Raw genomic sequence first — 23,790 nt, forward strand, 5'->3', positions numbered from 1 at the left:
GCCTACATAGACATAAAATAAAGATTTTTTAGAAAAAATAGATCATTCTGATAATGAATACGTTTCCATAATAAAGAGAAGCAGAGGATCTGCTTCTCTTATGCTTTAATCTACTGTTTTCTGTCGAAGGTATTCTTAGCGATGCTGAGCGACCGAAGCATTGCCGTCTTCTTGTAGTGATGGTCCTCGAACTTGCCAAGAATATCAGCTACCACCTGTACACCGTCCGCAATGTACTCCCCCTTGTTCAGCATGATGCACTCGGTTCTTGAACCTGCAACAACGTCCGATATCTCCGAGCGTGTCGGTATGCCCGTCTTGACCAGCGACTCGACGACCTGTGTCGCCCAGATGACCGGTACGTGCGCTGCTTCACAGATCCAAAGCACCTCTTCCTGTATCTCCGAAAGGCGCTCATAGCCGATCTCAACTGCCAGATCACCACGGGCCAGCATGACGCCGAATGGCCTGGCACCTGCTGCACGCTGGATGATATCCGGCAGATTCCTGATGCCTTCAGGTGTTTCTATCTTTGCGATGATCGGGAGATCCTCACTTCCGCGGGCGAGCCGTTCACAGAGGGCCGATTCTATCAGGTCGATATCCTCCATATCCTTGATGAAGGAGAAAGCGATGGCATCCGCATGCTGCGCAGCGAAGTCAAGATCCTTGTAATCCTTCTCGGTCAGAACAGGCAGCTTGAAATCAAGGTCCGGCAAGTTGATGCCCTTCTCGGTCTTGACCTTGACCCCGCCCACTTTCACTGTGCGGATGACTTCACATATCACACCCTGATCGACCCGCTCCTGTGCTTCTGCTTCGATGTGACCGTCATCCATCTTGATATTCTGCCCCACTGCAATCCTATCGATCATCTCCGGCACGGAAGTATTGAGCGCAACTTCGATGTCTTGAGGCAGTGTCATCGATTCGTCCCCTGACAGGAGGAACCGTTCGCCCACATCAAGCTTCGGATTGCGTTTTGAAGTCAGAAGATGCCTGGTTCTTATTTTCGGCCCACTGATGTCCATCAGAATCCGGCAGGAAAGTCCTGTTTCATCCGCTGCCTTCCTGATATTTTCAATCATGCCCGACCACACGGAGGCATCGTCATGCGCACAGTTGATACGCGCCATATTCATGCCCGACTCCACCAGCTGTCTGACCAGGTTATAGTCTCCCCCTGCTTCGGACGGCATCGTGACGAGTATGCGGGTGTCCCGGCCTTCATGGGCAGGCCCGAAAATTTCATCCGAATTTTTCCTTAAGGCCTGCTTCCGTTCCAGAAAAGAATCAGAGGAACGATAGTCGATATCGCCGACATCTTCACCTGTAATATGCCCGAGTGTGCACACTACGGCATTCAATGTCCCCATCACATCCGCTTCAAGGCGGCCGAGTGATGAAAGCCCCCACGGAATCAGTTTTTCCTGCAGTTCCCTCATATCCTTGCTGCGGAATGCCATATAGTAGGCCAGGTTTCTGGCACTGTTCCTGTATACTTCCCTTATACCGTTCCGGCTCCATTCACTGAAGAGGGCATCCCCCTCCTGCCTGACCGATGCTCTCACATCCATCACTTCACGGAACAGTATCTGTGCGTCCTTCCTATTCATCCGTATCACCTCATTTGTATGATTTATTCATATATATTGGTATATACCCGTTTGCCTGAAATCTACCATAATAAAAAGCGCCTCCGGACCATGAAAGGTCGGAAAGCGCTAAATTCTACATACCAAGCCGGTACATCAGGTGCAGGGATTCGAGATAGCCGATATGAAGGATCACCCAGAGCGTGAATCCGATGTAGCCGTAGAGTTCCAGATTTTGGACTGCAAGTGTCGAAAGGATGAAGTAGAGCAGTGTCGTCACTGCACCCACCGTCACCATGCCAGGCATATACAGTTCTTTCCTGTAGACGTACAGCCATTTGAGCACCGTGGCCAGAATGACGGATACTACGAGATGAAGCGCCACCTCGAGCACGATGTTGAGGCCGCCGTCGTAGATGAAGTCCACGTTCAATAGCAGTGTCATCAGTTCCATCTCTGCTGCAAATTCGACATAGAAGCACACCAGAAAGAGCAGCATGCCCGAAATGATGCCGGTCACAAGACCCGAAATTATTATTTTTCTCATGATCGCTATCCTTTAGGAATGATAGATTTTCACACTTCCATTATAGCATATGGCTTTTATGAATTTAAGTCTGTTAAAATAGCACGAATACATATATGATAAGTGTCAAACCAAAGGAGGATCCCAATGCAAATTCTATCTTTTGAAGATGAAGCCAGACATCTCGGCTTCATCGTTGATTTCCTGAAAGTATTCAAAGCCGACCTCTCAATGAAACAGGGTCGCACCGCAGAGGGCATCGTCGGTACGCGGTACGAGATTAATGAAAACATCTCGAATGTCATCGACTTTGAAGACGGCAACGTCATGGAATTCGTGCAGATGCTGCCGGAAATCAGAACAACGGAAATGAACTACAACTATATAAACACCATGCTCGAACGGACCAGGCGCATGATACCAAAGCCGTACTTCGGCAAGATTGTCGTCGATGACGAAGCAATCTATATCGGTACCGGCACAATAAAGAACAAGGATAATGACATCTTGATCTATGACTGGCGGACACCGATTGCGAGCCTGTTCTATGAGAACCGGACAGGTGACCTCTCCTATATCATACCTGACGGCAGCAGAATCGATGCCACAGTCGATCAGAGACGCCAGTTCATCATTGACGACAGCACCCTCGTCAACATGTTCGACAGTGACATGTATATCGGTGATGAAATTCTTCAGAATATGATCACCGACTCGTCACAATCCAGACTGAAAAATATTGTTTCGACCATCCAGCAGGAGCAGAATGATATCATCCGTCTGCCATTATCCAGGGATACGCTTGTATATGGACCACCGGGCAGCGGAAAGACATCTCTTGCTTTGCAGCGGATCGCCTATCTCCTATACCAGCATAAGAATACGCTCGATCCTGAAAATATACTGCTTGTATCACCCAACGAAGTATTCAACGACTACCTGTCGGATGTACTGCCGGAGCTCGGTGAGAACCACGTCAAAAATACGACATTCTATCGACTTTTATCCCGCTTCCCCTACTTCAAGGGCAGAAACTTCGAACATGTCTATGAGAACATACGTCGCCTGAGGGAAAGTGAATCCGGCCACGCAATATACGAATATAAAAATTCACTCGACTACTTCAGCTCCCTTCACCAGTTCATCCAGTCTCTCGGCGAATCGGGCATGGTATTCAGAAACCTCGTCGGAGAGAACGGCATGTTCTTTACAAAAGAAGGCCTTGCCTATATTTTCTATAATGAACTTTCCGCCCATCCGGTCCGCAGAAGACTCGCCAAGATGCAGGAGCGGCTGTTATCCCGCTACAACGAAGAGATCAGAAGGCTGAAGGATGAGCGGTTCAAAGTATTGCAGGAGACGAATACGTACATCGGCGAAGAGGACGAACTGAAAAAGGAAGCGCATGATCATGCGAAAAAGCAGCTCAAGGTTGTCCATCGCCAGATTTCACTATTCCGCTTCGTCCATTTTGAGAAACTGTATCTGAATTCCATCGACGACAGGACGTACCGCAATCAGACAGTGCGCTCGATCAAGGAGAACGACTTTAAATATGAAGATATTGCGCCCCTTCTATACCTCTATATCCATCTGCTCGGTCGTACCGACAGGCAGATCCAGCACGTGCTGATCGATGAGGTACAGGACTATTCGAACATCCAGTACTATGTGATGCGCCATTTCTACCACAAGGCGACATTCACAAGCCTCGGCGACCCGAACCAGCAGATCCATCCAGGCAGGAAGGATGCCCTCAACGCCCGGGACCATACAGAGAAGCGGCTGGAACAGTCGTACCGTTCCACCAACCAGATCAATGCCTTTTTGAACACCCTCATCCCGGATTCCATAAAATCGGTCTCTGTCGATGGGGATGAAGTGCAGAAGGTACGTACAGATGATGAAATCGGTTATGTCAGGGAACTGCTCCGGAAAGACGAACACCCGCAAGTGGCCATCATCACGCCGACACGCGCCGCTGCCGACTACTACTACGGGGAACTGAAGCATGAATTCCCGCAGATCAAGAACCTCGGAGAAACGGATACACTGTACAACCAGTCGTTCATCGTCTTGCCCTACTACTTGTCGAAAGGCTTCGAATACAATACGGTCATCCTTACAGGTGCGCATGACTACACGGACTCGAAACACATTCTCTACGTGCTCGCATCCCGTGCCACACGTCACCTCCACCTGCTGAATCCCGGGAGTTAGAATTTCCCAAGATATCCTACTTTACAAGTATGTATTGTTCCATTATAATTACTTCTTGTTAATTACAAATTCAAAGGAGCTAACATAATGGATGTATTATTCATCGTAATCAATCTCATTGCATTCCTGCTGCTGATCGGTGCTCTCGTCTACCTGAAGCGCCGGAATGTAAAATTCTCATATCGTGTAATGATCGGCCTTCTGATCGGTCTCATATTCGGTGCAGCACTTCATCTCATCTATGGTGCTGAAAATACAGTCATCACAAGCACGATGGACTGGATTTCCATCGTCGGCAGCGGCTTTGTCAGATTGCTGCAGATGATTGTCATGCCACTGATCTTCATCTCAATCCTGAGTGCATTTGCAAAGATGGACATCAAGGAGAAATTCCTGAAGTCCGGACTTAAGATCATCGGGCTGCTGCTGGGTACAACGGCCATCGCTGCTGCTATCGGCATCACTGCAGCACTTGTCTTCAATCTGGATGCTTCCAGCCTGAACCTCGGCGAAGCGGAGAACGACCGTGCTCTATCCTTGGAAAGCACTGCTTCCGAAGTGCAGGACCAGACACTGCCACAGCAGCTTGTTTCCCTGCTGCCGGCCAACCCGTTCCTTGACTTTACCGGGGACCGTGCGACTTCCACGATTGCGGTCGTATTTTTTGCCATATTCCTAGGCATCAGCTTCATTCGTCTCATGCAGCGTAATCCGGAGAGCGGCGACAAGATCAGGCAAGGTCTCATCGCCCTGAACGACTGGATCATGCAGCTTGTCAAAATCGTACTGGCTCTGACACCATACGGTATCCTTGCCATCATGACTTCAACGGTCGCAACAAGCGATTTCCAGGCAATCTACGATCTTGGACTGTTTGTCGTCGCTTCATACGCAGCATTGATCACGATGTACATCATCCACTTGCTGCTGATATCACTCACTGGACTGAATCCGATACAGTATGTCAAGAAGACCTCCGAAGCACTGCTGTTCGCATTCACTTCACGTTCAAGCGCAGGTACGCTGCCACTCAATATACAGACGCAGCGTACAAGACTCGGTGTCCCTGCAAGCATCGCCAACTTCTCAGGCAGCTTCGGGCTGTCCATCGGACAGAACGGCTGTGCAGGCATCTACCCGGCAATGCTCGGTATCATGATTGCACCGGCAGCCGGTATTGAAATCAATGCACAGTTCATTGTGACGCTGATCGCGGTGACCGTCATTGCATCACTCGGCATCGCAGGTGTCGGGGGCGGGGCAACATTCGCAGCCATCATCGTCCTCTCCACCATGAACCTGCCGGTCGCTCTTGCAGCCGTACTCATCTCCATCGAACCACTGATCGATATGGGCAGAACCGCACTTAATGTGAACGGTTCGATGACAGCCGGCACAATCACTGCCAAAACCAACGGCACGCTCGATAAGAACGTATATAACGATGAGCACTTCGATGAGCTCACAGCAGAAGCATAGCATCAGCCGGTACCCTTGGGGTACCGGTTTTTCTTTTGAAATTTTATAAATGTAAATTTCAAAAAATATTACTTTCAATTTGTGATTGTATTACAGTAGAAGTACTTTTTTGATACATATCCCCTCCTTCATTCCTCGACGATACCGCACTGGAAAGAAGATTCAATCCTAGTTATATCAACAAAAATATCTTATGCTCAATATTTCTCAAAAACTGTTATAATCCCTGACACTCCTCCATTTTGATGCGTTATGCATGGAACACTTAAAAATAAATTACCTATTATTACTACTTCTCCATAGTATTTTACTGCTTCTTTGCTATAATGTACTCATAAATGAATATTCTAAATATTATAGCTGAATGGGGGATTGAGCATGAAGAAATACCTATTACTTATTATCATGTCGGTAGTACTGCTGAGTGCCTGTGGGGGTTTCCAGATTGGAGGGGGTTCTGAAGACTCGGGTTCTACGGAATCTGACAGTGCTTCAGACGATACCGCAGACAGTGGTTCCGAATCATCTGGAAATGGTGAAAAGATTACGCTTGATTTCTGGACTTTCTGGGGTTCCGAGCAAAGACGTCCGATTGTTGATCAGATCATAGAAGACTTCAACAATTCTCAGGATGAAATAGAAGTCCAGCATACTTACGTGCCATGGGGGGATATCTGGACGAAGAACCTTGCAGCCATCGCTGCGGGTGACCCACCGGATGTCATCATCAACGATATCAACACGGTCAAGCTGAGAGCACAGGAAGGACAGATGGAGCCGCTCACCGAATTTGTCGATGAAGAGGTGCAGGGACGCTTCTACGATCAGATGGCAGAAGCGACGATGGTGGACGACGAGATGTACGCCCTCCCGTTCAACACGGATACACAGATACTTTTCTATAACAAGGATCTGTTCGAAGAAGCAGGACTTGATCCGGAAGACCCGCCATCCACGTGGGCAGAGATGGAGGAGTATGCTGATGCACTTGATGTGCAGGAAGGGGACAGCTACGAAACCATCGGTTTCTATCCGCTTATCGGACCGGGCTCCGATCTATGGATGCTGAATGCACTTGGAGAGAACTTCATTGACGAAGAAGGAAACGTATCCATTGATACTGAACCTGTACATGATACTTTCAACTGGATACTCGAACAGAAGAATAAATACGGAGGAAATACCATCACTTCCATCAATTCGCAGTTTGAAAATGCCCAGCAGGATCCATTCATGGCGGGTAATATCGGGATGATGGTACAGAATGCCAATTATTATGTACAGCTCAGAGATTTCGGTCAGGATCTGAACTTTGGTGTGGCACCAATGCCTGAGAAGGAAGAAGGCAATGGTCATACTTCCTGGGGTGGCGGATTTGTTGCCGAAGTGCCTAAGGGTGCGAAAGATCCCGAAGCTTCCTACCAGTTCATCGAATTCCTGACAAACCATGATACCCAGCTCTACTGGGCGGAGAACAACTTTGACCTTGTCGCCAATCAGGAAGCTGCCATGGCCGCAGCCGAAAGCGAAGAATTCAGCGCAGCCGGCCAGGAAGTGTATTCGCTCATGGTCGAGAATATGGATGACACACTGCTTACACCACAGCCTGTCATCGCACCGGATTACTCCAGCACAATCACTCCGACCTTCGAATCCATCGTCAGCGAGAATACCAGTGTCGAAGCGGGACTTGAAAAGGCACAGTCCGACCTTGAACGCATAGTTGAAAATAACAGATAGGTGATTGCATGTATAAAAAGAAAGAGACATTGTATGGATATCTGTTCATACTGCCGTGGATCATCGGGTTTTTGGGGCTGACACTCGGCCCCCTCCTCTTTTCTCTTTTCGGCAGCTTTACAAACTACAATGTAACCTCACAGATGGATTTTATCGGTCTACAGAACTATAAGGAACTGTTCATGTATGATGACCTGTTCTGGACATCACTCTACAATACGATGTATTTTGTAATATTCTCGGTACCACTGACCACAATCATGGCCATACTGATATCGACCTTGATGAACCAGAACATCCGCGGCATGAGGGTGTTCCGCACCATCTACTATCTGCCTGCGATCCTGTCAGGGGTCGGTGTCTATCTGTTATGGATGCAGCTGCTTGATCCATCCACGGGGCTGATCAACCAGTTTCTCGGCCTGTTCGGAATCGATGGGCCGAACTGGCTGTTCGATCCCGAATGGTCGAAGCCATCCCTGATCATCATGAAGCTATGGAGTGCCGGGGGCAGCATGCTGCTGTACCTCGCCGCCATGCAGGGTGTCTCGAAAGCACTCTACGAAGCAGCCATCATGGACGGAGCTTCCCGGGCGCAGATGTTCTTCAGGATTACGCTGCCCATGGTTTCACCCATCATCTTCTTCGATATCGTCACAAGTACCATCGGGTCATTCCAGATTTTCCAGGAAGCCTATGTAATGAGTTCCAATAATGCCGGGGCCCCGGAGAACTCGCTTCTGTTCTATAATCTTTATATGTGGATCAACGCCTTCAATCTCTTTGATATGGGATATGCGATGGCAATGTCATGGATACTCTTCGTCATCGTGCTCATCCTGACGGTCATCAATTTCAAATTCGCCAGGCGCTGGGTGCATTATGAGGGGGAATGACTGAATGTACAACTCCAATAAGATGAAGTTCTGGAGAAATTTCAACTTCGTTCTTCTCGTCGTCGGCAGCCTGTTCATGATTGCACCGCTGTTCTGGATGGTATCCATCGCACTGAAGTCGATGGAGGAGATTTATCGTGGGGAATTCACTTTCATTCCCGAGGATATACAGTTCTCGAATTTCATAGACATATTCCAGGCAGCACCTTTTGTCACCTATTTCATCAATACTTCCGTCATTACTGTACTTGTTGTCCTGGCCAACGTATTCGTCAATGCCTTCATTGCATATGGATTCGCCAAAATCAGCTTCAAAGGTCGGGACAAGCTGTTTATTCTTGTACTGTCCACCATGATGCTGCCGGGATTCATCACAATGATTCCACAGTACGTAATATTCGCAAAGCTGGGACTGGTAAATACCTACTATCCATTGGTACTTCCCTCATTCTTCGGCAGTGCGTTCAACATATTCCTGCTGCGCCAGTTCTTTAAAAGTGTACCGAACAGCATGATTGAAGCCGCCCGCATGGAAGGTGCCAACCACTTCCACATATTCTTCAAGATTGCGCTGCCGATGATCAAGCCGGCACTGTTTACAGTTGCGATATTCTCATTCAATGGGGTATGGAACGACTTCCTCGGCCCATTGCTGTACCTGAATGACGAATCACTCTACACACTGCAGCTCGGCCTGCAAGTATTCAAGGAGCAGTCGAGTACACAGTGGAACTATCTGATGGCCGGCTCACTGCTCGTCCTGCTGCCCGTCATACTTCTGTTCTTCTTTTTCCAGAAGTATTTCATACAGGGATCGAATATACTCGGCCAGACAGAAGAAAAATAGAGCACCCCGCGCGGGGTGCTCTATTTTTTTGTTATACTGGAGAAAAAATGAGGAGTAGGATTATGAAATCAATGAACCCGTTTCTTACATTTGAAGGGCGTGCCGAAGAAGCACTCGACTACTATGCTGAAACTTTCAGAGATGCAGAAGTACTGCTGCTGCAGAAATACGATGCTGCTGCACCCGGGCTTGAAGGCAAGGTGGCCCAGGGGGCGATACGAATCCACGATCAGCTCATCAGAGTGATGGACAGCCAGGTGCCCCATGAATTCACGTTTACACCGAGCATGTCATTCTTCATCGAGTGCGAGACATCCCAAGAGATGGAACTCTACTATCGAAAACTTAAAAACAAAGGCGCCATCCACATGCCGCTCGATGACTACGGATTCTCCAGACAGTTCGCCTGGATACAGGACCAGTTCGGTGTCACGTGGCAGCTGAATCTATCCTAATAAAAAATGACCACCCCTCTTCTTAATCAGGGATGGTCATTCGCATGGATCCTAGCCGAACATTCTTGCAAGGAAGGATTTTTTCGTTTTAGCTACTTTCTTCTTTTCGGAAAGATGGATGGAACTCTCAGCCATTCTCTTATACTCTGCCATGCGTAGGTCTGCAGAAACACGATCTGTTGAAAACATTTTATTTCCCCCTAAAATTTTGTAATTTATTTCATCGACGATTATTTTTCTCTCGTTTAAGTTAATTTAAATATACCATCATATCGAGGTTTTATCAATTATCATGTGATATAATTACCAAAGTAAATCTATTGATAATTTTTAATCAATTTAATAAAATAATAAAATATGTGTAATATAATTTCATTATGTTTATCTAAACAGCAAGTTGATGCTTTTTATTGCATTCTTATTCATATGTAACCGCTTCCCTGGTTTGTTCATACACTATTGGACAGTTGTCAGAATAAACCCAATTGCAGGTATACGATAAATGGTGAAAAAATGCCTATATCCGGTACTTTTACCTCCATCTATGCTGCGAGTGTTGTATACTGGTTTCAAATACCAGGAATAATTTGAAAAGGGGTAAAACTCATGTGGTGGATAGTGATGATTGTACTGATTGCGGTGGCGAGTGGTTCCGGCAGTGACTATATGAAGCATAAGAGGAAAATGGAACAGATTCGTGTCGATGTACTGAATAAGGAGATTGAACTTGAGCAGATCAGGCAGGAAAATTATCTGCTTGAAAACCAGTCGATGATGGAGGAACTTCATAAGATCAGAGCAGAAAACCGCCTGTCCTACGAAAGGGACGAAAACAGACGCTGGCTGATCGAGGAGACAAAAATAAAAGAGAATTGAATGATCAATTCTCTTTGTATTCCATATCTATGTGGGGAATGCCGTCTTCCAGATGCACATCGGAAGTTGTTCTGAAGCCGAAGGACTGGTAGAACTTCTCAAGATGTGCCTGACCATGCAGATAGATCAGCTCACCTTGATGGTTTGTATGTACGAAATCCATTGCCTGGCGCATCAGCTCCTGGCCGAGCCCACCCTTCCGGCGGTCCTGCCTGACGATGACCCGTCCAATGGATACAGGCGTTTCATGCACAATTCTGAGGTAGGCGATGATGCCTGTCTCATCTGTCTTATAAATATGGGTGCAGTTTGCATCCTTGCCATCGATTTCCTGATAGGCACACTCCTGCTCCACTACAAACACGGCCACCCTGAGTCTGTATATCTCTTCCAGGGTACGGGTGTCCAATTCTTCAAAGGTGTTCACATGCCACATTCAAATGCCTCCTTTTTCAGGTTTAATCAAATAATACCATAAAAAGACCGATGCAAAGGGCATCGGTCGATTAAATATTCTATGCAAACTGTGCGTCAAGCTCACGTGCACTTTCACGTACCGTTTCAAGACCTTCTTCTATGATTCTTGCCGCTTCCTGCGGCATTGCATTGTGTCCTTCGATAACGATCTCATTGAATATTTCCATTCCGAATACACCGCCGAAGACAGCTTTCATGTAGTTGTTGGACATATCCATACCACTCGCTTCAGGTGTGCTGTAGACACCTCCGCGTGCGTTGAGCAGGATGATTTTCTTGTCCGTCATAAGTTGTGCCATGGAGCCATCCGGGTTGTATTTGAACGTGAACCCTGCAGAATATACATAGTCGATGAACGTCTGAAGACGTGCAGGTATTGTCAGATTCCATAGTGGGAATGCAAATACGATGACATCTGCTTTTTCGAAAGCATCCATCGCTTTTTGTTTTGCATCCATCAGACGCTGCTCGTCTGCTTCCAGTGCTTCTTCGTTCTGGATTTTACCGAGTGCGCTGAATAATTCGTGTCCGATGTATGGCATATCTTGTGCAAATACATCATATGTTTCTATATTAAGGTTTTTATTGTCCTCTGCACCTTCCATGAATGCATCATACATCTTTGTTGAGATGCCGTCTGGCCGGTTATTTGCTTTGACTACAAGTACGTTCTTCATCTATATTGCCTCCAAATGTTTGTGGTTTGATATCACATAATCCATATAATAACAAAAAGTAATCAAGTTGTAAATAAAAATGATTGTTTTTCACAAACTATTTTTAATTGAAGACAAATTATTCTACAGTGGGAGGTTATTTTTATTTTTTAGGATGGCAACGCTCAAAATGTGTGGAATTTTATGCCTGCCGTCCGGAAAATGCTCTTCCAGATAAGTGCTGATCTTATTCAAGGTGCTCGTTCTCTGCTTTTCCTTGAAAGCGGCAATCCAGGAGACGGAGGCCAGCCGGCCAACCCATTCTTCATTGGTGAAGCGGACATCGTAGTCCATCTTGTACAGATCCATGAGATCGAATCTGGCATGCTTCCATTCATCGAACCACTCTACAGGAAAACTGTTGATCATCTGGGAAGCAAGTTCTTTCGTTCCTGCTGCACGGATCTGCTTGTCGGGTGAATAGGACTGGATGATCTTCATGGATTCTTTGACAATACGGGAAGCAGAGGTGAAACCGGAATCGATGATGATGAGGCGGCCGCCAGGTTTCAGAATCCGCTTGACCTCCTCTATTGTTGCTTCCCGGTCGAACCAGTGCCAAGCGCGCATCACTATGACAATATCGTAGCTGTTTGAAGGCAGGCCGGTATTTTCCGCATAGTTTTGCGTAAAATTGATCCGCTGATCACTTCCAATGTGTTCCTTGCCGACTTCAATAAGCTGTGATGATGGCTCGATTGCATCCACAATGGCACCTTTGTCACTTAATATTTTACTGAGCAGACCTGGCCCTGCACCGAGGTCCGCCACTTTACTGCCAGTGATTTCAACACCTCGCTTTTCCAGTTCCTTCGGCAGGTTTTCAGGGATATCATCCCTGAACTTCAAATACTCCTCAGCAACATTGCCAAAATTCACATTCATTTTAATGTCCTCCATAAAGATGATTTTTTCTTTTAATGCATATTTTCATATAACAGGTTTTTTTAAATGGGATTATCGCCCGCCCACTCCGGGTAAACCAGAAGAAAGGAGAGTGGATACCAATATGACTAAATCCGTATTACTGATAGTGACCAATCATGGAACAATCAATGGTGACGAAAACAGGCCGACCGGACTTTGGCTTGGCGAGGCTGCAGAGCCCTACCACGTTTTCCAGAGTGCCGGCTTCAAAGTGGATATCGCATCACCGAAGGGCGGTTCTGTACCGCTTGATCCGAACTCTTTGAGCGATGATGAAGATAAGAATAACGAGGTCATCAGATTGCTGCAGGATACGAAACGCGTCAAGGATATGGTATATGAAGGATATGACGCATTATTCTTCGCCGGTGGCCATGGCACAATGTATGATTTCCCCGGCCAGCCGGATATACAGAACATACTCGCATTCTTCAAGGATGATGGCCGTGTCATTTCCGCAGTGTGCCATGGACCGGCAGCATTTGTCGACGCCAAGACGAAAGATGGCAAATATGTCGTAGATGGCGTTAAACTGACAGGTTTCACAAATGCAGAAGAAAAAGCGATGGAACTTCTGGACGACATGCCCTTTGCACTGCAATCCAAACTGGAATCCCATGGCGCCGGCTTCGTCGTCGGCGAATCGATGGAAGAGCACGTTGTCACAGACGGCAACTTCATCACTGGACAGAATCCTGCATCAGCCGAAGCGGCAGCCAGAGCAGTCGTCAACAAATTGCAATAGGCTAACCTACTCCCCCGACCAGGTGTCGGGGTTTTTATTTGTTTCTTAAGATGAATGATAACATTTTTTCAGAAAAAAGAGCATCCCAGGATGCTCTTTTCAATTCTGTCCTATTGGTTTTTCGTGACCCGCTTCATTTCTTCCATCTTGCCTACGTGCATCGCTTCGTGCATGATTGTGAAGCCGAACATTTCCTCCTGAGTGGTCATTCCCATGAATGCTTCAGGGAGTTCCTGCTGGATTGTTTCCTCTTCAACATCTTCAAGGCGTGACGGCTGTCCCTTCAGCAGTGCTTCGATTTCATCAATGGCTGGTGTTTCATCATCAAAGTCGTCAGGACTCGTACCATAGCCAAAGTATTTCACATATCTCTGATACGTTTCATCATTCTTGTCAGTCAGGCTTTGAGTCACCTGCTCCATCATGGTTGCAACATGGCCGAGCTGCCAGTGGAGACTGTTTGGAAACTCAGCAGCGACTGTATGGAAATCTTCAGTTTCCAATCCGTCAAATATGGATAGTGTCCATTCTCTTACTTTTCCCAGTTCAAACAGCAATAATTCTCTACTCATTTTCATTCTCCTCTTCTATTGGATGTATATTGTCTCTCTACCCTTCATAGGAGACTTTATTCATTCAGACATGCTTTTGCATTATGATATAATTCGGATAGTATCAGATGCCTACTGCATCTACTAAAATTATAGTGGAGGTTTATCTATGACACGTTTACTATCGAGTCTGGTACTGATGGGTATCGTCGCGCTTGCCATCTATTGGCTGATTACGACATTCTTACCTGCGCTTGCCGGATTTGCCATCCCTCTTTCCCTGCTGCTTGGAATCACTTTAGGCTTTTTCATCTATATCACCATTGATAATCGAATTGGATGATCCATAAAACAAAAACCTTGCTTATTTCGATAATCGGAATATAATAGTAATATTGATTTTAAAGAAATAGAGGTATTTTATGGAAACAACTGAACGATCCAAACCCGATTATCGCCTTATATTCATACTGCTTTCAGGCGCTTTCGTCGCCCTGTTGTCAAATACGTTTCTGAATGTTGCACTGCCATCCATCAAAGATGATTTCGGTGTGACGACATCCACAGTACAATGGGTTTCTACAGCCTACATGCTGGTCAGTGGTATCGTCATTCCGACGACCGCTTTCCTGATGCAGCGCTTCAGTGCCAGAAAACTTTTCCTTCTGGCCATGCTGCTTTTCCTCACCGGCTCACTCGTTGCCGGCTTCTCGCCGACATTCGTCGTGCTGATCATCGGACGGATGATCCAGGCTTCCGGCTCGGCCATTCTGATGCCACTCCTGATGAACGTCATGATTACAAGCTTTCCACCTGCACAGCGCGGGACAGCCATGGGACTCTTCAGTCTTGTAATGTTCTTCGCGCCAGCAATTGGACCGACACTGTCAGGTTTTGTCGTCCAGAACTACTCCTGGCACCTTCTGTTCTTCATGATGGTTCCAGTGCTTCTGGTCGTCCTCAGCATCGGCTGGTTCAAACTGCCTGAGACAGATACGAACTACAGTACAAAACTCGATGTCCCATCCGTCATTCTTTCAACAATCGGATTTGGTGGCATCCTCTACGGCTTCAGTGCCGCCGGCAACAGCGGCTGGCTTAAAGCAGACGTCATCATTGCACTTGTCGTCGGATTCATCAGTGTATTCATCTACATCAGAAAACAGACACGCATGAATGACCCGATGCTCAACTTCTCGGTCTATAAGTCCCCGATGTTTACACTGTCTTCATTGATCATCGGAGTAACGAACATGGCACTATTCTCCGGCATGATCCTGATGCCGATATATCTTCAGGATATCCAGGGCATCTCTCCACTTGATACAGGCCTGCTGCTCCTGCCGGGGGCACTGATCATGGGACTTATGAGTCCTGTATCCGGCAAGCTGTTTGATATGTTCGGCCCTAAAAGACTTGCCATATTCGGATTATTTCTGGCAGCATCAACGACATTCTTCTTCAGCCAGCTCACTTTCGATACAAGCTATGGATTTCTGATCCTGCTCTACTCGATCCGTGCATTTGGACTGACACTTGTCATGACACCGGTCATGACAAACGGCATGAATCAGCTGACGCCACACCTCACACCACATGGTTCATCCATCAACAGTATGCTGAATCAGGTGTCCGGTGCGATTGGTACAGCGCTTCTGATCACCATCATGCAGAACAGGATGAATACAATACTGGGTGAGGCGACCGCTCCTGACGTTACAGTTGCCAATGAAGCGATGCTGTCGGGTATCAACCTTGCCTTCCTGATCGCCACACTGCTGCTTGCCATTGCTCTAGTATTGTCGTTCTTCCTTAAACGTGTATCTACTGATGACGTTGCAACGGACACCATTACAAAGACACGACAGGTTGCAGTAGACGAGAAATAAAAAATAAAGACATCCACTTTGAAGCTCGGCTTCAAAGTGGATGTCTTTTTTAATTTTGTGACGTTGGTTTTCTCAATGCAAATGACAGTAGCAGACCAACCAGTGAAATGATGGCAGCAACAAGGAATGCCGTATTGACACCTTCTATCATGCCTTCCAGCCCGGCCGAAGGATTTCCCGTATGGGTCATGATGGAGACGAGCAGTGCAGTACCGACTGCGCCTGCAATCTGCCGCATTGTGTTATTCATCGCAGTACCGTGCGGTACCATCTGCGGTGTCAGCTGGTTCAGACCGGCAGTTGTCACCGGCATCATCACCATGGCCACTCCTAGCATCCTGAACACATTGACAACGGCCAGATATGTGAATGTCGTCTCGATGGTGATCATAGTGAACATGAACGTTGAAACTGTGACAAGGAACAGGCCGATGATGGCAAGCCACCTTGCTCCGAACTTGTCAAAGAGCCTGCCGGTGACCGGACTCATCGACCCCATGACCAGTGCACCAGGCAGCAGCATGAGACCGGATTCGAAAGCACTGAATCCCATCATGTCCTGCATCAGGATCGGAAGGATCACTGCACCACCGATCATGGACATGAATACGACCATGCCGAGTCCTGTTGATATCGCGAAGATCTTATCCTTGAATACTCTGAACTCGAGAATCGGCTGCTCAAGTCTGTTCTGTCGTCTGATGAAGAGGAACAGCGTCACTGCACCAAATATGAGTGAAGCCATTACCGGTGTGCTCAACCAGCCACTGCTGCCGGCGGCACTGAAGCCGTAGAGCAGTCCACCAAAACCGAAGGTGGAAAGGATGATCGATGGCACATCAAGTTTCGGATTCGTCTTTTCGGTGACATTCTTAAGTATGAAGTATGCAACAATCAGATCGATGATCACGATCGGAATGATGATGAAGAACAGGCCTCTCCATGGATAGCTTTCCACGAACCAGCCGGAAAGTGTCGGCCCGATGGCAGGTGCGAATCCGATGACCAGCCCGAATATGCCCATTGCTGTACCACGCTTTTCAATCGGGTAGACCAGGAAGATGATCGTCTGCATCAGTGGCATGATGATACCGGCACCTGAAGCCTGAAGAATTCTTCCTCCGAGCAGTACTGAGAAGTTTGGTGCAAGACCACAGACCAGCGTCCCTGCGCCGAACAGCCCCATTGCTGTAAAAAACAGGCTACGCGTCGAGAATTTCCCGATCAGAAAAGCAGTAATGGGAATCATTATGCCGTTTACCAGCATGAAGACGGACTGCAGCCATTGCGCAACATCCGCACTGATCTCCAGGTCTTCCATGATTGGAGGAATTGCTGTAGACAAAAGCGTCTGATTCAGAATGGCTGCAAATGCGCCAGAAACAAGTACAGCCATCAACGGTAATCGATTGATACCCGCCTGCGACTGCTGTTCATTGGTTGACATAAAAATCCTTCTTTCATTAAATAAGCAATACAGTATTTTGGTTGTCTAACAACAATATTCAATATTGCCTGACTCAGAAACAAATATCAACTAATCTACTCAGCTGCAATCCGGCTGATTTCAGTGATTACATTGACCGCTTTCTCCATATTATCTATGGAAATATACTCGAACTTGCCGTGGAAATTTTCTCCGCCAGTAAAGATGTTCGGCGTCGGCAATCCTTTGTAGGACAACTGTGAGCCGTCCGTGCCGCCCCTGACCGGCTGGATGATCGGCGTGATGTCGAGTTTCTCCATGGCTTTCCTCGCGTACTCGACAATCTCCATGCGTGGCTCGATCTTGTCGCGCATATTATAGTACTGGTCGGACATATCAAGTACAACACGCTCGGCACCGTACTCCGACTTCAGCGCTTCGACATGAGCCTGCATCTCCTGCTTGCGGGCTTCGAATTCATCTTTGCCGAAATCACGGATGATGAAGTTGACTTCCGTCTTCTCCACGTCCCCATTGATATTTGTCAGATGGAAAAATCCTTCATACCCTTCAGTATGCTCCGGTGTATCCTTCGCATCGAACATGGTGATGAAATCAGCCGCCATGCGTCCGGCATTGACCATCTTGTTCTTTGCTGTGCCGGGATGGACACTGTTGCCGATGAACGTCACTTTGGCACTTGCAGCGTTAAAGCTTTCATACTGAAGCTCACCGAGTGGTCCGCCGTCCACAGTATAGGCGAAATCCGCACCGAATCGTTCCACGTCGAAGTGATGCGGTCCGCGTCCAATTTCCTCATCCGGTGTGAAGGCGACCCTGATCTTACCGTGCTTAATTTCTTCATTATTGATCAGATATTCCATCGCCGTCATGATTTCCGCCACGCCGGCCTTGTTGTCGGCACCGAGCAGTGTCGTACCGTCGGTCGTCATGAGCGTATGTCCCTTGTAGTTTTCAAGTTCCGGGAACTGGTCCGGAGAAAGTACAACATCCAGTGCTTCATTCAATACGATTTCGCCGCCTGCGTATTCCACTACTTGCGGGTTGACACCGGCACCCGTAAAGTCGGTTGCCGTATCCACGTGAGCCAGAAAACCGATGACCGGTGCACCGTCGGTGTTGGCCGGCAATGTAGCCATGAGGTATCCATTGTCATCCACTTCCACTTCCCCCATGCCGATTTCCTTCAGTTCCGAAGCGAGCAGGTTGATCAAATCCCACTGCTTGTATGTAGAGGGTACTGCGTCGCCTGAAACATCAGACTGTGTGTCGATTTTTGCGTATCTGGAAAGTCTATCAATCAGTTTGTTGTGCATGTTTCCATCTCCTATGCTTTTTATTTTATTTTATCATAACCCCGGAGCTTTAATCCGGTCGAAGTCTCTGTCGAGTGTTAAAATGAAACCATCAGAATCTTGGAGGAATGACATGGAACTTGGAATCAGTACATTTGCAGAAACATTACCCGATCCGCATACAGGAAAGACGATCTCACACGCTGAAAGACTGCGTGACATCGTCGAAGAAATTGAAATGGCAGACCAGGTCGGGCTCGATGTCTATGCTGTCGGCGAGCACCATCGTGAGGATTACGCCGTCTCCGCTCCGGAAGTCGTACTGGCAGCCGGTGCGGCACGTACGGAAAACATCAGATTATCCAGTGCTGTCACCGTCCTGTCTTCGGACGACCCTGTAAGAGTCCATGAACGGTTCGCCATGCTGGATGGCATTTCCCGCGGCCGTGCGGAGATCATGGCTGGCAGAGGCTCCTTCATCGAGTCATTCCAGCTGTTCGGATACAACCTGAATGACTATGACGCCCTATTTGAAGAAAAATTGGATCTGCTGTTGAAACTGCAAAAAGGTGGCCCGATCAGCTGGAGCGGCAACCATCGTGCGCCGATGAATGGATTCCAGGTGTTCCCAAAACCCGAGCAGGATCAGATTCCAATCTGGATTGCGAGTGGCGGCACGCCGGACTCCACAGTCAGAGCCGGCAGACTCGGTCTGCCTTTGGCACTGGCCATCATCGGCGGGAGTCCACAGAACTTCGCCCCTCTGGTCGAGCTGTACAAGCAGACTGCAGCTCAGGCCGGCCACACGGTCGAAACGCTCGGCATCGCCTCGCACAGTCATGGATTCATATGGGACACGGACGAAGAAGCTGCAGATCTGTTCTTCCCTTCCACACAGCAGGGTATGAATAAGATCGGTGCAGAGCGTGGCTGGGGCAACTACACGAGACGCAGCTTCGATATCGCAAGGTCAAAAAAAGGCGCGCTCTACTGTGGCAGTCCTGAAACCGTAGCCGAAAAAATCATCGACCTGCGCAAAAATGTCGGTATCAAACGGTTCCTGCTCCATACACCACTTGGCACGATGCCGCATGACCAGGTCATGAAATCCATCCGTCTCTTCGGAGAACAAGTTGCGCCCATTGTCAGAGAAGAAATTGCACGATGGGAAGGCAGATGACGCATTCATCCCCCTCGAAACGAGGGGGATGTTTTCATATCATCGACTTCAGCTCATCAAAACCATATATCAGTTCCGTATGCTTCGACTGGCCGATTTCTATTTCCTCTTCGCCAATCCTGTGCCCGCCCATCTTTTCATAGAATCGGCATGCCGGATTTTCTGACAGCACTGCAATGACCATCCTGCCGAATCCACGTTCAATAAGATTTTTGGCTACGGCTTCGACCAGACATCTGCCGCCTCCATGGCCCTGTACGGATTCATACAGATAGATGGCATAAAGCTCACCGTCATATCCCTTGAAGTCCCCACTGCGTTCCGGCCCGCCGACCGCAAAACCGACAATTTCATCTGTGCCATCGACAAGCACGAATATCGGGTTCTGCTCCACCGCCTTTTCCCAGACTCTTTCCCGATCTGCGTACTTCATATTATCCAGGTACGCCTGGTCGACAATGTTCCTATAGGTGGTTCTCCAGCTGTCGACCTGCACTTTCGCAATGGCTGCTGCATCACCTGCATCCGCTGTCCTCAATTTCATTTCCATATGCCCATCCCCTTTTATGATTTGTCTATGATAGATCGGTCTTCAGAAGGCTGTTCTGCGCGTGGCGCTCCAACGACAGTATAATCAGCCGGTCCAGCAGTTCAGCATAGCTGATACCGGATGCTTCAAGCAGCTTCGGGTACATGCTGATGCTGGTGAATCCAGGCAATGTATTGATTTCATTGACAATGATTTCCCCGTCTTCCTGCAAAAAGACATCGACGCGAGACATGCCTTCGCAGTCGAGTATCCTATAGGCATCCATTGCCGTTTTCTGGATACGTTCGCGTGTGGCATCATCGAGACGGGCTGGAATTTCAAGTGCAGCGCCGTTTTCATCGATGTATTTCGATTCGTAGGAGTAGAAATCGGTATTTGCCACGATTTCTCCAGGCACCGATACAAATGGATCTGTATTGCCAAGGACGGACACTTCAATCTCGCGCCCCTCGACTGCACTTTCAATCATCACTTTCGTATCAAACTCGAATGCAAGGTCCAATGCTTTCTGGAATGTCTGTTCATCCGTCACTTTGGATACTCCGACGGAAGATCCCTGGTTCACAGGCTTGATGAACATCGGCAGTCCAAGTGCCTCCTTTACTGCAACATAATCCACTGCATCTTTCTCATGATGCCGGCAGAGTACCCAGTCGGCAACATGAATGCCTTCCATCTTCAGCAGACGCTTGGTCATATCCTTGTCCATGCACAAGGCTGAACTTCTGACGTTGCAGCCGGCATAAGGAAGGTTCATCATCTGAAGTACGCCTTGGACGACACCATCCTCACCGGCGGTACCGTGCAGGATCGGCAGTACGGCATCCAGTGTGTGCTCGCCCTTCTCTGAAATGAACTGCCGTGAAGGCAGGATGGACAGGCTGACCCCGTTCTCTCCATTCTTCAGTACCTCGATTTTATCCGACTGGTCGGCAAGCAGCCACTCGCCCGCTTTCGATATGTAGATCAGACTGACCGTATAGCGGCTTTTATCCAGTGCATCCAGTACACTTTCAGCAGAACGTAGTGAGACTTCATGCTCTGTCGACTGTCCACCATAGATGATTCCTATATTCAACTTTTCCATACAAACACTCCTATGTCCGGATTACTTTCATTTAGCTTATAATAGCTCGAATGTTACTATGATTTTATCATAGAGGTGCTGACACTTCTTTATTTTATATGCCGGTAGAATAAAATATATGGAGATTGAGATAATATATTGACAATTCACACTTCTGTTGTTAGGATTATAGACAATCTTAAAGAGAATTGAGTGATGGATATGGATACACATTACACAACAGCTCAATTGAATACTTTTTTCTTCAGCTATTTTAGATAGCGTCTATATTCCATCGTGGATATAGGCGATCTATATCCATGATGGCTGATTTGGATGGATAATTTCATTCCTGGCCATTTATGAAATCTAAGTGGCTGGGATTTTTATTTTTGGACCATTTGGGTTTCTCTTGTGCCGGGAGTGATTCGAATGGTTTTTTAATTTATTTATGGGAGTGGTTATGATGCTGATAGGATATCAGGGTGTGGAAGGTTCTTATAGTGAAGTTGCCTGCAAGACATTTGCCGAAGGCGGGGCATATGCAATGAAGGGGCATGCTACCTTCAAAGCGCTGGTGGATGCCCTCGTTCAGGATGAAATCGACTATATTGCACTACCTGTCGAAAATTCGACGAGCGGTCCGATTACACGTACCATCGACCTGATGAAGTATCTCGAAGTGGATGCTGTAGAGGAGATATATGTCAAGATCGATCATGCACTGATCAGCAGAAATCCGGTCGATATCGACACACTGACACGGGTCTATTCCCACCCGGAAGCACTGGAACAGTGCCATGCATTCTTGAGCGGGTATCCTGATATCGAAGTCCAGGAATATTCCGATACGGCCGAAGCCGTCCGGATGGTCAGAGATGCCGATAACCCGACCATTGCTGCTGTTGCCGGCAGTCATGCGGCCAAGCTGTACGGTATGAATATCGTCCGCGAGAATGTCAGCGACAATCCTTTCAATACCACACGCTTCCTGTTCTTCAGGAAAAAATCTTTGGAACGACTTGCTGGAACGAACAAGACTTCATTATATATCGAAACCGACCACAGTACTGGATCACTCAGTGAGATACTCAACATCTTCAAAAAACATGGCGTCAATCTGCTCAATCTGACATCAAGACCCATCCAGCACAAACCTTTCTCATACGGTTTCTTTATTGATGTTGAAGAGGGTACGGGTGAAACATTGGACCGTGCACTGGATGACGTGGTTCGGGTCAGCAGATACATCAACATTCTCGGCACCTACCAGAAGGGGAAAATCCCCTCCTATGAAAAAGTGATGACCAATGAATAGAATCTCCCGGATTTCCCTGCCCGCTCCATGTATAATGGGAAAGAATCAGTAGGAAAGGGAATCGGTATGAATAACAATAATGCTCAAAAGCTGATCATGATTTCAATCATCGGTGCGCTGGCATTTGCAGCACTCGGTATTTTCTGGGGAATTCTGGCTGATAGTCAGATGATCCAGTTTGATGGATATTATTCCTTCATCAGTGTGCTTCTGTCGGTGCTGTCGATGCTCGCGCTGCGTTTCATCTCCAAGGAGGACGAAAAGCGGTTCCCGTTCGGCAAGGAGAGTTTCATCCCGCTGACGATTGTCATCAAGTATGTCGGCATACTGATGCTGATCCTCATCTCTCTCGTTCAGGCACTGGGCGCCCTCTTCTCGGGCGGAAACGTGATGTCGATGAGTACAGGCATCGCCTACGCACTCATTTCAACCATCGGATGCTACGCTGCCTACTTCTACTTTCGATCGAGAGGGCAAGGCAATGAAATCATTTCAGCCGAAATGAACCAGTGGCGCATGGATGCACTGCTCAGTGCCGGGGTACTTGCAGGTTTCGTCATCGGCTGGGGTTTGAGTTTTACCCCTCTGGATATATTTGTGCCGTATGTAGATCCGTTGATGGTCGTTGTCGTTGCCGGCTACTTCATCAAAGTCCCGCTGCTGGAAATGTATACGGCCCTGAGGGAACTGCTTGAGATGGCGCCCCGTCATCAGATCAGTGAGCAGGTCGAAGCGGAAGTCGAATCACTCAGTCTTCGGCATGCATTCGAGGACTACGCACTCCGGCTGCAGAAGATGGGACCGAAGCTCTATATCGAGATCGAGTTCATCGTCGCCTTGGAGGAAGACCTCAGGATCAGTGAACAGGATAAAATACGGCATGAACTAAAAAAGAGCCTGAAGGAACTGACGCTCGATCCATGGATTACGGTCGTCTTTACACATGAGCAACAGAAATAAACGCGATGCCTGTTGGCATCGCGTCTTTTCATGAA

General features: G+C 47.7%; 24 protein-coding genes. 13 read left to right on the plus strand and 11 right to left on the minus strand.

The window, feature by feature from the left end:
* Positions 1–110: 110 nt before the first annotated feature.
* Positions 111–1,616 (minus strand): pyruvate kinase, encoded by a 1,506-nt coding sequence (locus GQ671_RS12530; protein ID WP_160657829.1) that lies wholly within the window; start codon positions 1,614–1,616, stop codon positions 111–113.
* A 115-nt stretch (positions 1,617–1,731) separates the two neighbouring features.
* The gene (locus GQ671_RS12535) at positions 1,732–2,142 is read right to left on the minus strand and encodes a hypothetical protein (protein WP_160657832.1); all 411 of its coding nucleotides are present in this window, start codon (positions 2,140–2,142) and stop codon (positions 1,732–1,734) included.
* Between the two features lie 126 nt (positions 2,143–2,268).
* Here GQ671_RS12535 and GQ671_RS12540 point away from each other — a divergent pair, with 126 nt between their 5' ends.
* From GQ671_RS12540 to GQ671_RS12565, 6 genes are all read left to right on the plus strand, one after another.
* Entirely contained in the window at positions 2,269–4,341 is a 2,073-nt protein-coding gene (locus GQ671_RS12540; RefSeq protein WP_160657834.1) for a HelD family protein, read from the plus strand.
* An 87-nt stretch (positions 4,342–4,428) separates the two neighbouring features.
* Positions 4,429–5,820, plus strand: a complete 1,392-nt coding sequence (locus GQ671_RS12545; protein ID WP_160657837.1) for an L-cystine transporter — start codon at positions 4,429–4,431, stop codon at positions 5,818–5,820.
* Positions 5,821–6,198: 378 nt separating this feature from the next.
* The gene (locus GQ671_RS12550) at positions 6,199–7,560 is read left to right on the plus strand and encodes an ABC transporter substrate-binding protein (RefSeq protein ID WP_160657839.1); all 1,362 of its coding nucleotides are present in this window, start codon (positions 6,199–6,201) and stop codon (positions 7,558–7,560) included.
* Between the two features lie 8 nt (positions 7,561–7,568).
* Entirely contained in the window at positions 7,569–8,456 is an 888-nt protein-coding gene (locus tag GQ671_RS12555; RefSeq protein WP_160657842.1) for a carbohydrate ABC transporter permease, read from the plus strand.
* 4 nt (positions 8,457–8,460) lie between these two features.
* Positions 8,461–9,303, plus strand: coding sequence for a carbohydrate ABC transporter permease (locus GQ671_RS12560; RefSeq protein ID WP_160657844.1), 843 nt, complete (start codon positions 8,461–8,463; stop codon positions 9,301–9,303).
* Between the two features lie 62 nt (positions 9,304–9,365).
* Positions 9,366–9,758 carry a VOC family protein gene (locus GQ671_RS12565; protein WP_160657847.1) on the plus strand — a complete coding sequence of 131 codons (393 nt, stop codon included), beginning with the start codon at positions 9,366–9,368 and terminating at the stop codon, positions 9,756–9,758.
* A gap of 51 nt (positions 9,759–9,809) precedes the next feature.
* On the opposite strand, the gene GQ671_RS12570 is transcribed toward GQ671_RS12565, so the two are convergent.
* Positions 9,810–9,947, minus strand: coding sequence for a hypothetical protein (locus GQ671_RS12570; protein WP_160657849.1), 138 nt, complete (start codon positions 9,945–9,947; stop codon positions 9,810–9,812).
* Between the two features lie 417 nt (positions 9,948–10,364).
* Between GQ671_RS12570 and GQ671_RS12575 the strand changes: the two genes are divergently transcribed.
* Positions 10,365–10,634, plus strand: a complete 270-nt coding sequence (locus GQ671_RS12575; protein WP_160657852.1) for a hypothetical protein — start codon at positions 10,365–10,367, stop codon at positions 10,632–10,634.
* 4 nt (positions 10,635–10,638) lie between these two features.
* Here the strand turns inward: GQ671_RS12575 and GQ671_RS12580 are convergent, their stop codons facing one another.
* From GQ671_RS12580 to GQ671_RS12590, 3 genes are all read right to left on the minus strand, one after another.
* Positions 10,639–11,070 carry a GNAT family N-acetyltransferase gene (locus GQ671_RS12580; RefSeq protein WP_160657854.1) on the minus strand — a complete coding sequence of 144 codons (432 nt, stop codon included), beginning with the start codon at positions 11,068–11,070 and terminating at the stop codon, positions 10,639–10,641.
* A 79-nt stretch (positions 11,071–11,149) separates the two neighbouring features.
* Positions 11,150–11,788 carry an FMN-dependent NADH-azoreductase gene (locus GQ671_RS12585; RefSeq protein WP_160657857.1) on the minus strand — a complete coding sequence of 213 codons (639 nt, stop codon included), beginning with the start codon at positions 11,786–11,788 and terminating at the stop codon, positions 11,150–11,152.
* 123 nt (positions 11,789–11,911) lie between these two features.
* Positions 11,912–12,712: a class I SAM-dependent methyltransferase gene (locus GQ671_RS12590; protein ID WP_160657859.1), complete on the minus strand. Its 801-nt coding sequence runs from the start codon at positions 12,710–12,712 to the stop codon at positions 11,912–11,914.
* Positions 12,713–12,836: 124 nt separating this feature from the next.
* On the opposite strand from GQ671_RS12590, the gene GQ671_RS12595 reads away from it, so the two are divergent.
* Positions 12,837–13,499, plus strand: a complete 663-nt coding sequence (locus GQ671_RS12595) for a type 1 glutamine amidotransferase domain-containing protein (protein WP_160657861.1) — start codon at positions 12,837–12,839, stop codon at positions 13,497–13,499.
* A 110-nt stretch (positions 13,500–13,609) separates the two neighbouring features.
* Here GQ671_RS12595 and GQ671_RS12600 read toward each other — a convergent pair whose 3' ends face one another.
* Positions 13,610–14,071, minus strand: a complete 462-nt coding sequence (locus GQ671_RS12600; RefSeq protein ID WP_160657863.1) for a DinB family protein — start codon at positions 14,069–14,071, stop codon at positions 13,610–13,612.
* Between the two features lie 148 nt (positions 14,072–14,219).
* Here GQ671_RS12600 and GQ671_RS12930 point away from each other — a divergent pair, with 148 nt between their 5' ends.
* Complete coding sequence (locus tag GQ671_RS12930; RefSeq protein ID WP_170288712.1) at positions 14,220–14,393, plus strand: hypothetical protein; 174 nt, start codon at positions 14,220–14,222, stop codon at positions 14,391–14,393.
* Positions 14,394–14,472: 79 nt separating this feature from the next.
* Entirely contained in the window at positions 14,473–15,939 is a 1,467-nt protein-coding gene (locus GQ671_RS12605; protein WP_160657865.1) for a DHA2 family efflux MFS transporter permease subunit, read from the plus strand.
* 49 nt (positions 15,940–15,988) lie between these two features.
* Here GQ671_RS12605 and GQ671_RS12610 read toward each other — a convergent pair whose 3' ends face one another.
* Together GQ671_RS12610 and pepT are read right to left on the minus strand one after the other, a co-directional pair.
* Entirely contained in the window at positions 15,989–17,386 is a 1,398-nt protein-coding gene (locus GQ671_RS12610) for an MDR family MFS transporter (protein WP_160657868.1), read from the minus strand.
* Between the two features lie 95 nt (positions 17,387–17,481).
* A complete protein-coding gene (gene pepT, locus GQ671_RS12615; RefSeq protein ID WP_160657871.1) occupies positions 17,482–18,702 on the minus strand; it encodes a peptidase T in 1,221 nt (406 codons plus the stop codon).
* 112 nt (positions 18,703–18,814) lie between these two features.
* Here pepT and GQ671_RS12620 point away from each other — a divergent pair, with 112 nt between their 5' ends.
* Entirely contained in the window at positions 18,815–19,861 is a 1,047-nt protein-coding gene (locus GQ671_RS12620; RefSeq protein WP_160657874.1) for an LLM class flavin-dependent oxidoreductase, read from the plus strand.
* A gap of 34 nt (positions 19,862–19,895) precedes the next feature.
* Here the strand turns inward: GQ671_RS12620 and GQ671_RS12625 are convergent, their stop codons facing one another.
* Both GQ671_RS12625 and ddlA read right to left on the minus strand, forming a co-directional pair.
* The gene (locus tag GQ671_RS12625; protein ID WP_160657877.1) at positions 19,896–20,411 is read right to left on the minus strand and encodes a GNAT family N-acetyltransferase; all 516 of its coding nucleotides are present in this window, start codon (positions 20,409–20,411) and stop codon (positions 19,896–19,898) included.
* Positions 20,412–20,436: 25 nt separating this feature from the next.
* Positions 20,437–21,498 carry a D-alanine--D-alanine ligase gene (gene ddlA / locus GQ671_RS12630; RefSeq protein WP_160657880.1) on the minus strand — a complete coding sequence of 354 codons (1,062 nt, stop codon included), beginning with the start codon at positions 21,496–21,498 and terminating at the stop codon, positions 20,437–20,439.
* Positions 21,499–21,943: 445 nt separating this feature from the next.
* On the opposite strand from ddlA, the gene GQ671_RS12635 reads away from it, so the two are divergent.
* Both GQ671_RS12635 and GQ671_RS12640 read left to right on the plus strand, forming a co-directional pair.
* Complete coding sequence (locus tag GQ671_RS12635; protein ID WP_160657882.1) at positions 21,944–22,795, plus strand: prephenate dehydratase; 852 nt, start codon at positions 21,944–21,946, stop codon at positions 22,793–22,795.
* Positions 22,796–22,861: 66 nt separating this feature from the next.
* On the plus strand, positions 22,862–23,755 hold the full coding sequence (locus tag GQ671_RS12640; protein ID WP_160657885.1) for a cation diffusion facilitator family transporter: 894 nt from the start codon (positions 22,862–22,864) through the stop codon (positions 23,753–23,755).
* Positions 23,756–23,790 lie beyond the last annotated feature (35 nt).

It is taken from the genome of Salinicoccus hispanicus (assembly GCF_009831115.1).
Lineage (GTDB): Bacteria > Bacillota > Bacilli > Staphylococcales > Salinicoccaceae > Salinicoccus > Salinicoccus hispanicus.

Coding starts and splice junctions, on each gene's coding strand:
- GQ671_RS12530 (WP_160657829.1), bottom strand. CDS start 1,616: ATGAATAGGAAGGACGCACAGATACTGTTCCGTGAAGTGATGGATGTG.
- GQ671_RS12535 (WP_160657832.1), bottom strand. CDS start 2,142: ATGAGAAAAATAATAATTTCGGGTCTTGTGACCGGCATCATTTCGGGC.
- GQ671_RS12540 (WP_160657834.1), top strand. CDS start 2,269: ATGCAAATTCTATCTTTTGAAGATGAAGCCAGACATCTCGGCTTCATC.
- GQ671_RS12545 (WP_160657837.1), top strand. CDS start 4,429: ATGGATGTATTATTCATCGTAATCAATCTCATTGCATTCCTGCTGCTG.
- GQ671_RS12550 (WP_160657839.1), top strand. CDS start 6,199: ATGAAGAAATACCTATTACTTATTATCATGTCGGTAGTACTGCTGAGT.
- GQ671_RS12555 (WP_160657842.1), top strand. CDS start 7,569: ATGTATAAAAAGAAAGAGACATTGTATGGATATCTGTTCATACTGCCG.
- GQ671_RS12560 (WP_160657844.1), top strand. CDS start 8,461: ATGTACAACTCCAATAAGATGAAGTTCTGGAGAAATTTCAACTTCGTT.
- GQ671_RS12565 (WP_160657847.1), top strand. CDS start 9,366: ATGAAATCAATGAACCCGTTTCTTACATTTGAAGGGCGTGCCGAAGAA.
- GQ671_RS12570 (WP_160657849.1), bottom strand. CDS start 9,947: ATGTTTTCAACAGATCGTGTTTCTGCAGACCTACGCATGGCAGAGTAT.
- GQ671_RS12575 (WP_160657852.1), top strand. CDS start 10,365: ATGTGGTGGATAGTGATGATTGTACTGATTGCGGTGGCGAGTGGTTCC.
- GQ671_RS12580 (WP_160657854.1), bottom strand. CDS start 11,070: ATGTGGCATGTGAACACCTTTGAAGAATTGGACACCCGTACCCTGGAA.
- GQ671_RS12585 (WP_160657857.1), bottom strand. CDS start 11,788: ATGAAGAACGTACTTGTAGTCAAAGCAAATAACCGGCCAGACGGCATC.
- GQ671_RS12590 (WP_160657859.1), bottom strand. CDS start 12,712: ATGAATGTGAATTTTGGCAATGTTGCTGAGGAGTATTTGAAGTTCAGG.
- GQ671_RS12595 (WP_160657861.1), top strand. CDS start 12,837: ATGACTAAATCCGTATTACTGATAGTGACCAATCATGGAACAATCAAT.
- GQ671_RS12600 (WP_160657863.1), bottom strand. CDS start 14,071: ATGAGTAGAGAATTATTGCTGTTTGAACTGGGAAAAGTAAGAGAATGG.
- GQ671_RS12930 (WP_170288712.1), top strand. CDS start 14,220: ATGACACGTTTACTATCGAGTCTGGTACTGATGGGTATCGTCGCGCTT.
- GQ671_RS12605 (WP_160657865.1), top strand. CDS start 14,473: ATGGAAACAACTGAACGATCCAAACCCGATTATCGCCTTATATTCATA.
- GQ671_RS12610 (WP_160657868.1), bottom strand. CDS start 17,386: ATGTCAACCAATGAACAGCAGTCGCAGGCGGGTATCAATCGATTACCG.
- pepT (WP_160657871.1), bottom strand. CDS start 18,702: ATGCACAACAAACTGATTGATAGACTTTCCAGATACGCAAAAATCGAC.
- GQ671_RS12620 (WP_160657874.1), top strand. CDS start 18,815: ATGGAACTTGGAATCAGTACATTTGCAGAAACATTACCCGATCCGCAT.
- GQ671_RS12625 (WP_160657877.1), bottom strand. CDS start 20,411: ATGGAAATGAAATTGAGGACAGCGGATGCAGGTGATGCAGCAGCCATT.
- ddlA (WP_160657880.1), bottom strand. CDS start 21,498: ATGGAAAAGTTGAATATAGGAATCATCTATGGTGGACAGTCGACAGAG.
- GQ671_RS12635 (WP_160657882.1), top strand. CDS start 21,944: ATGCTGATAGGATATCAGGGTGTGGAAGGTTCTTATAGTGAAGTTGCC.
- GQ671_RS12640 (WP_160657885.1), top strand. CDS start 22,862: ATGAATAACAATAATGCTCAAAAGCTGATCATGATTTCAATCATCGGT.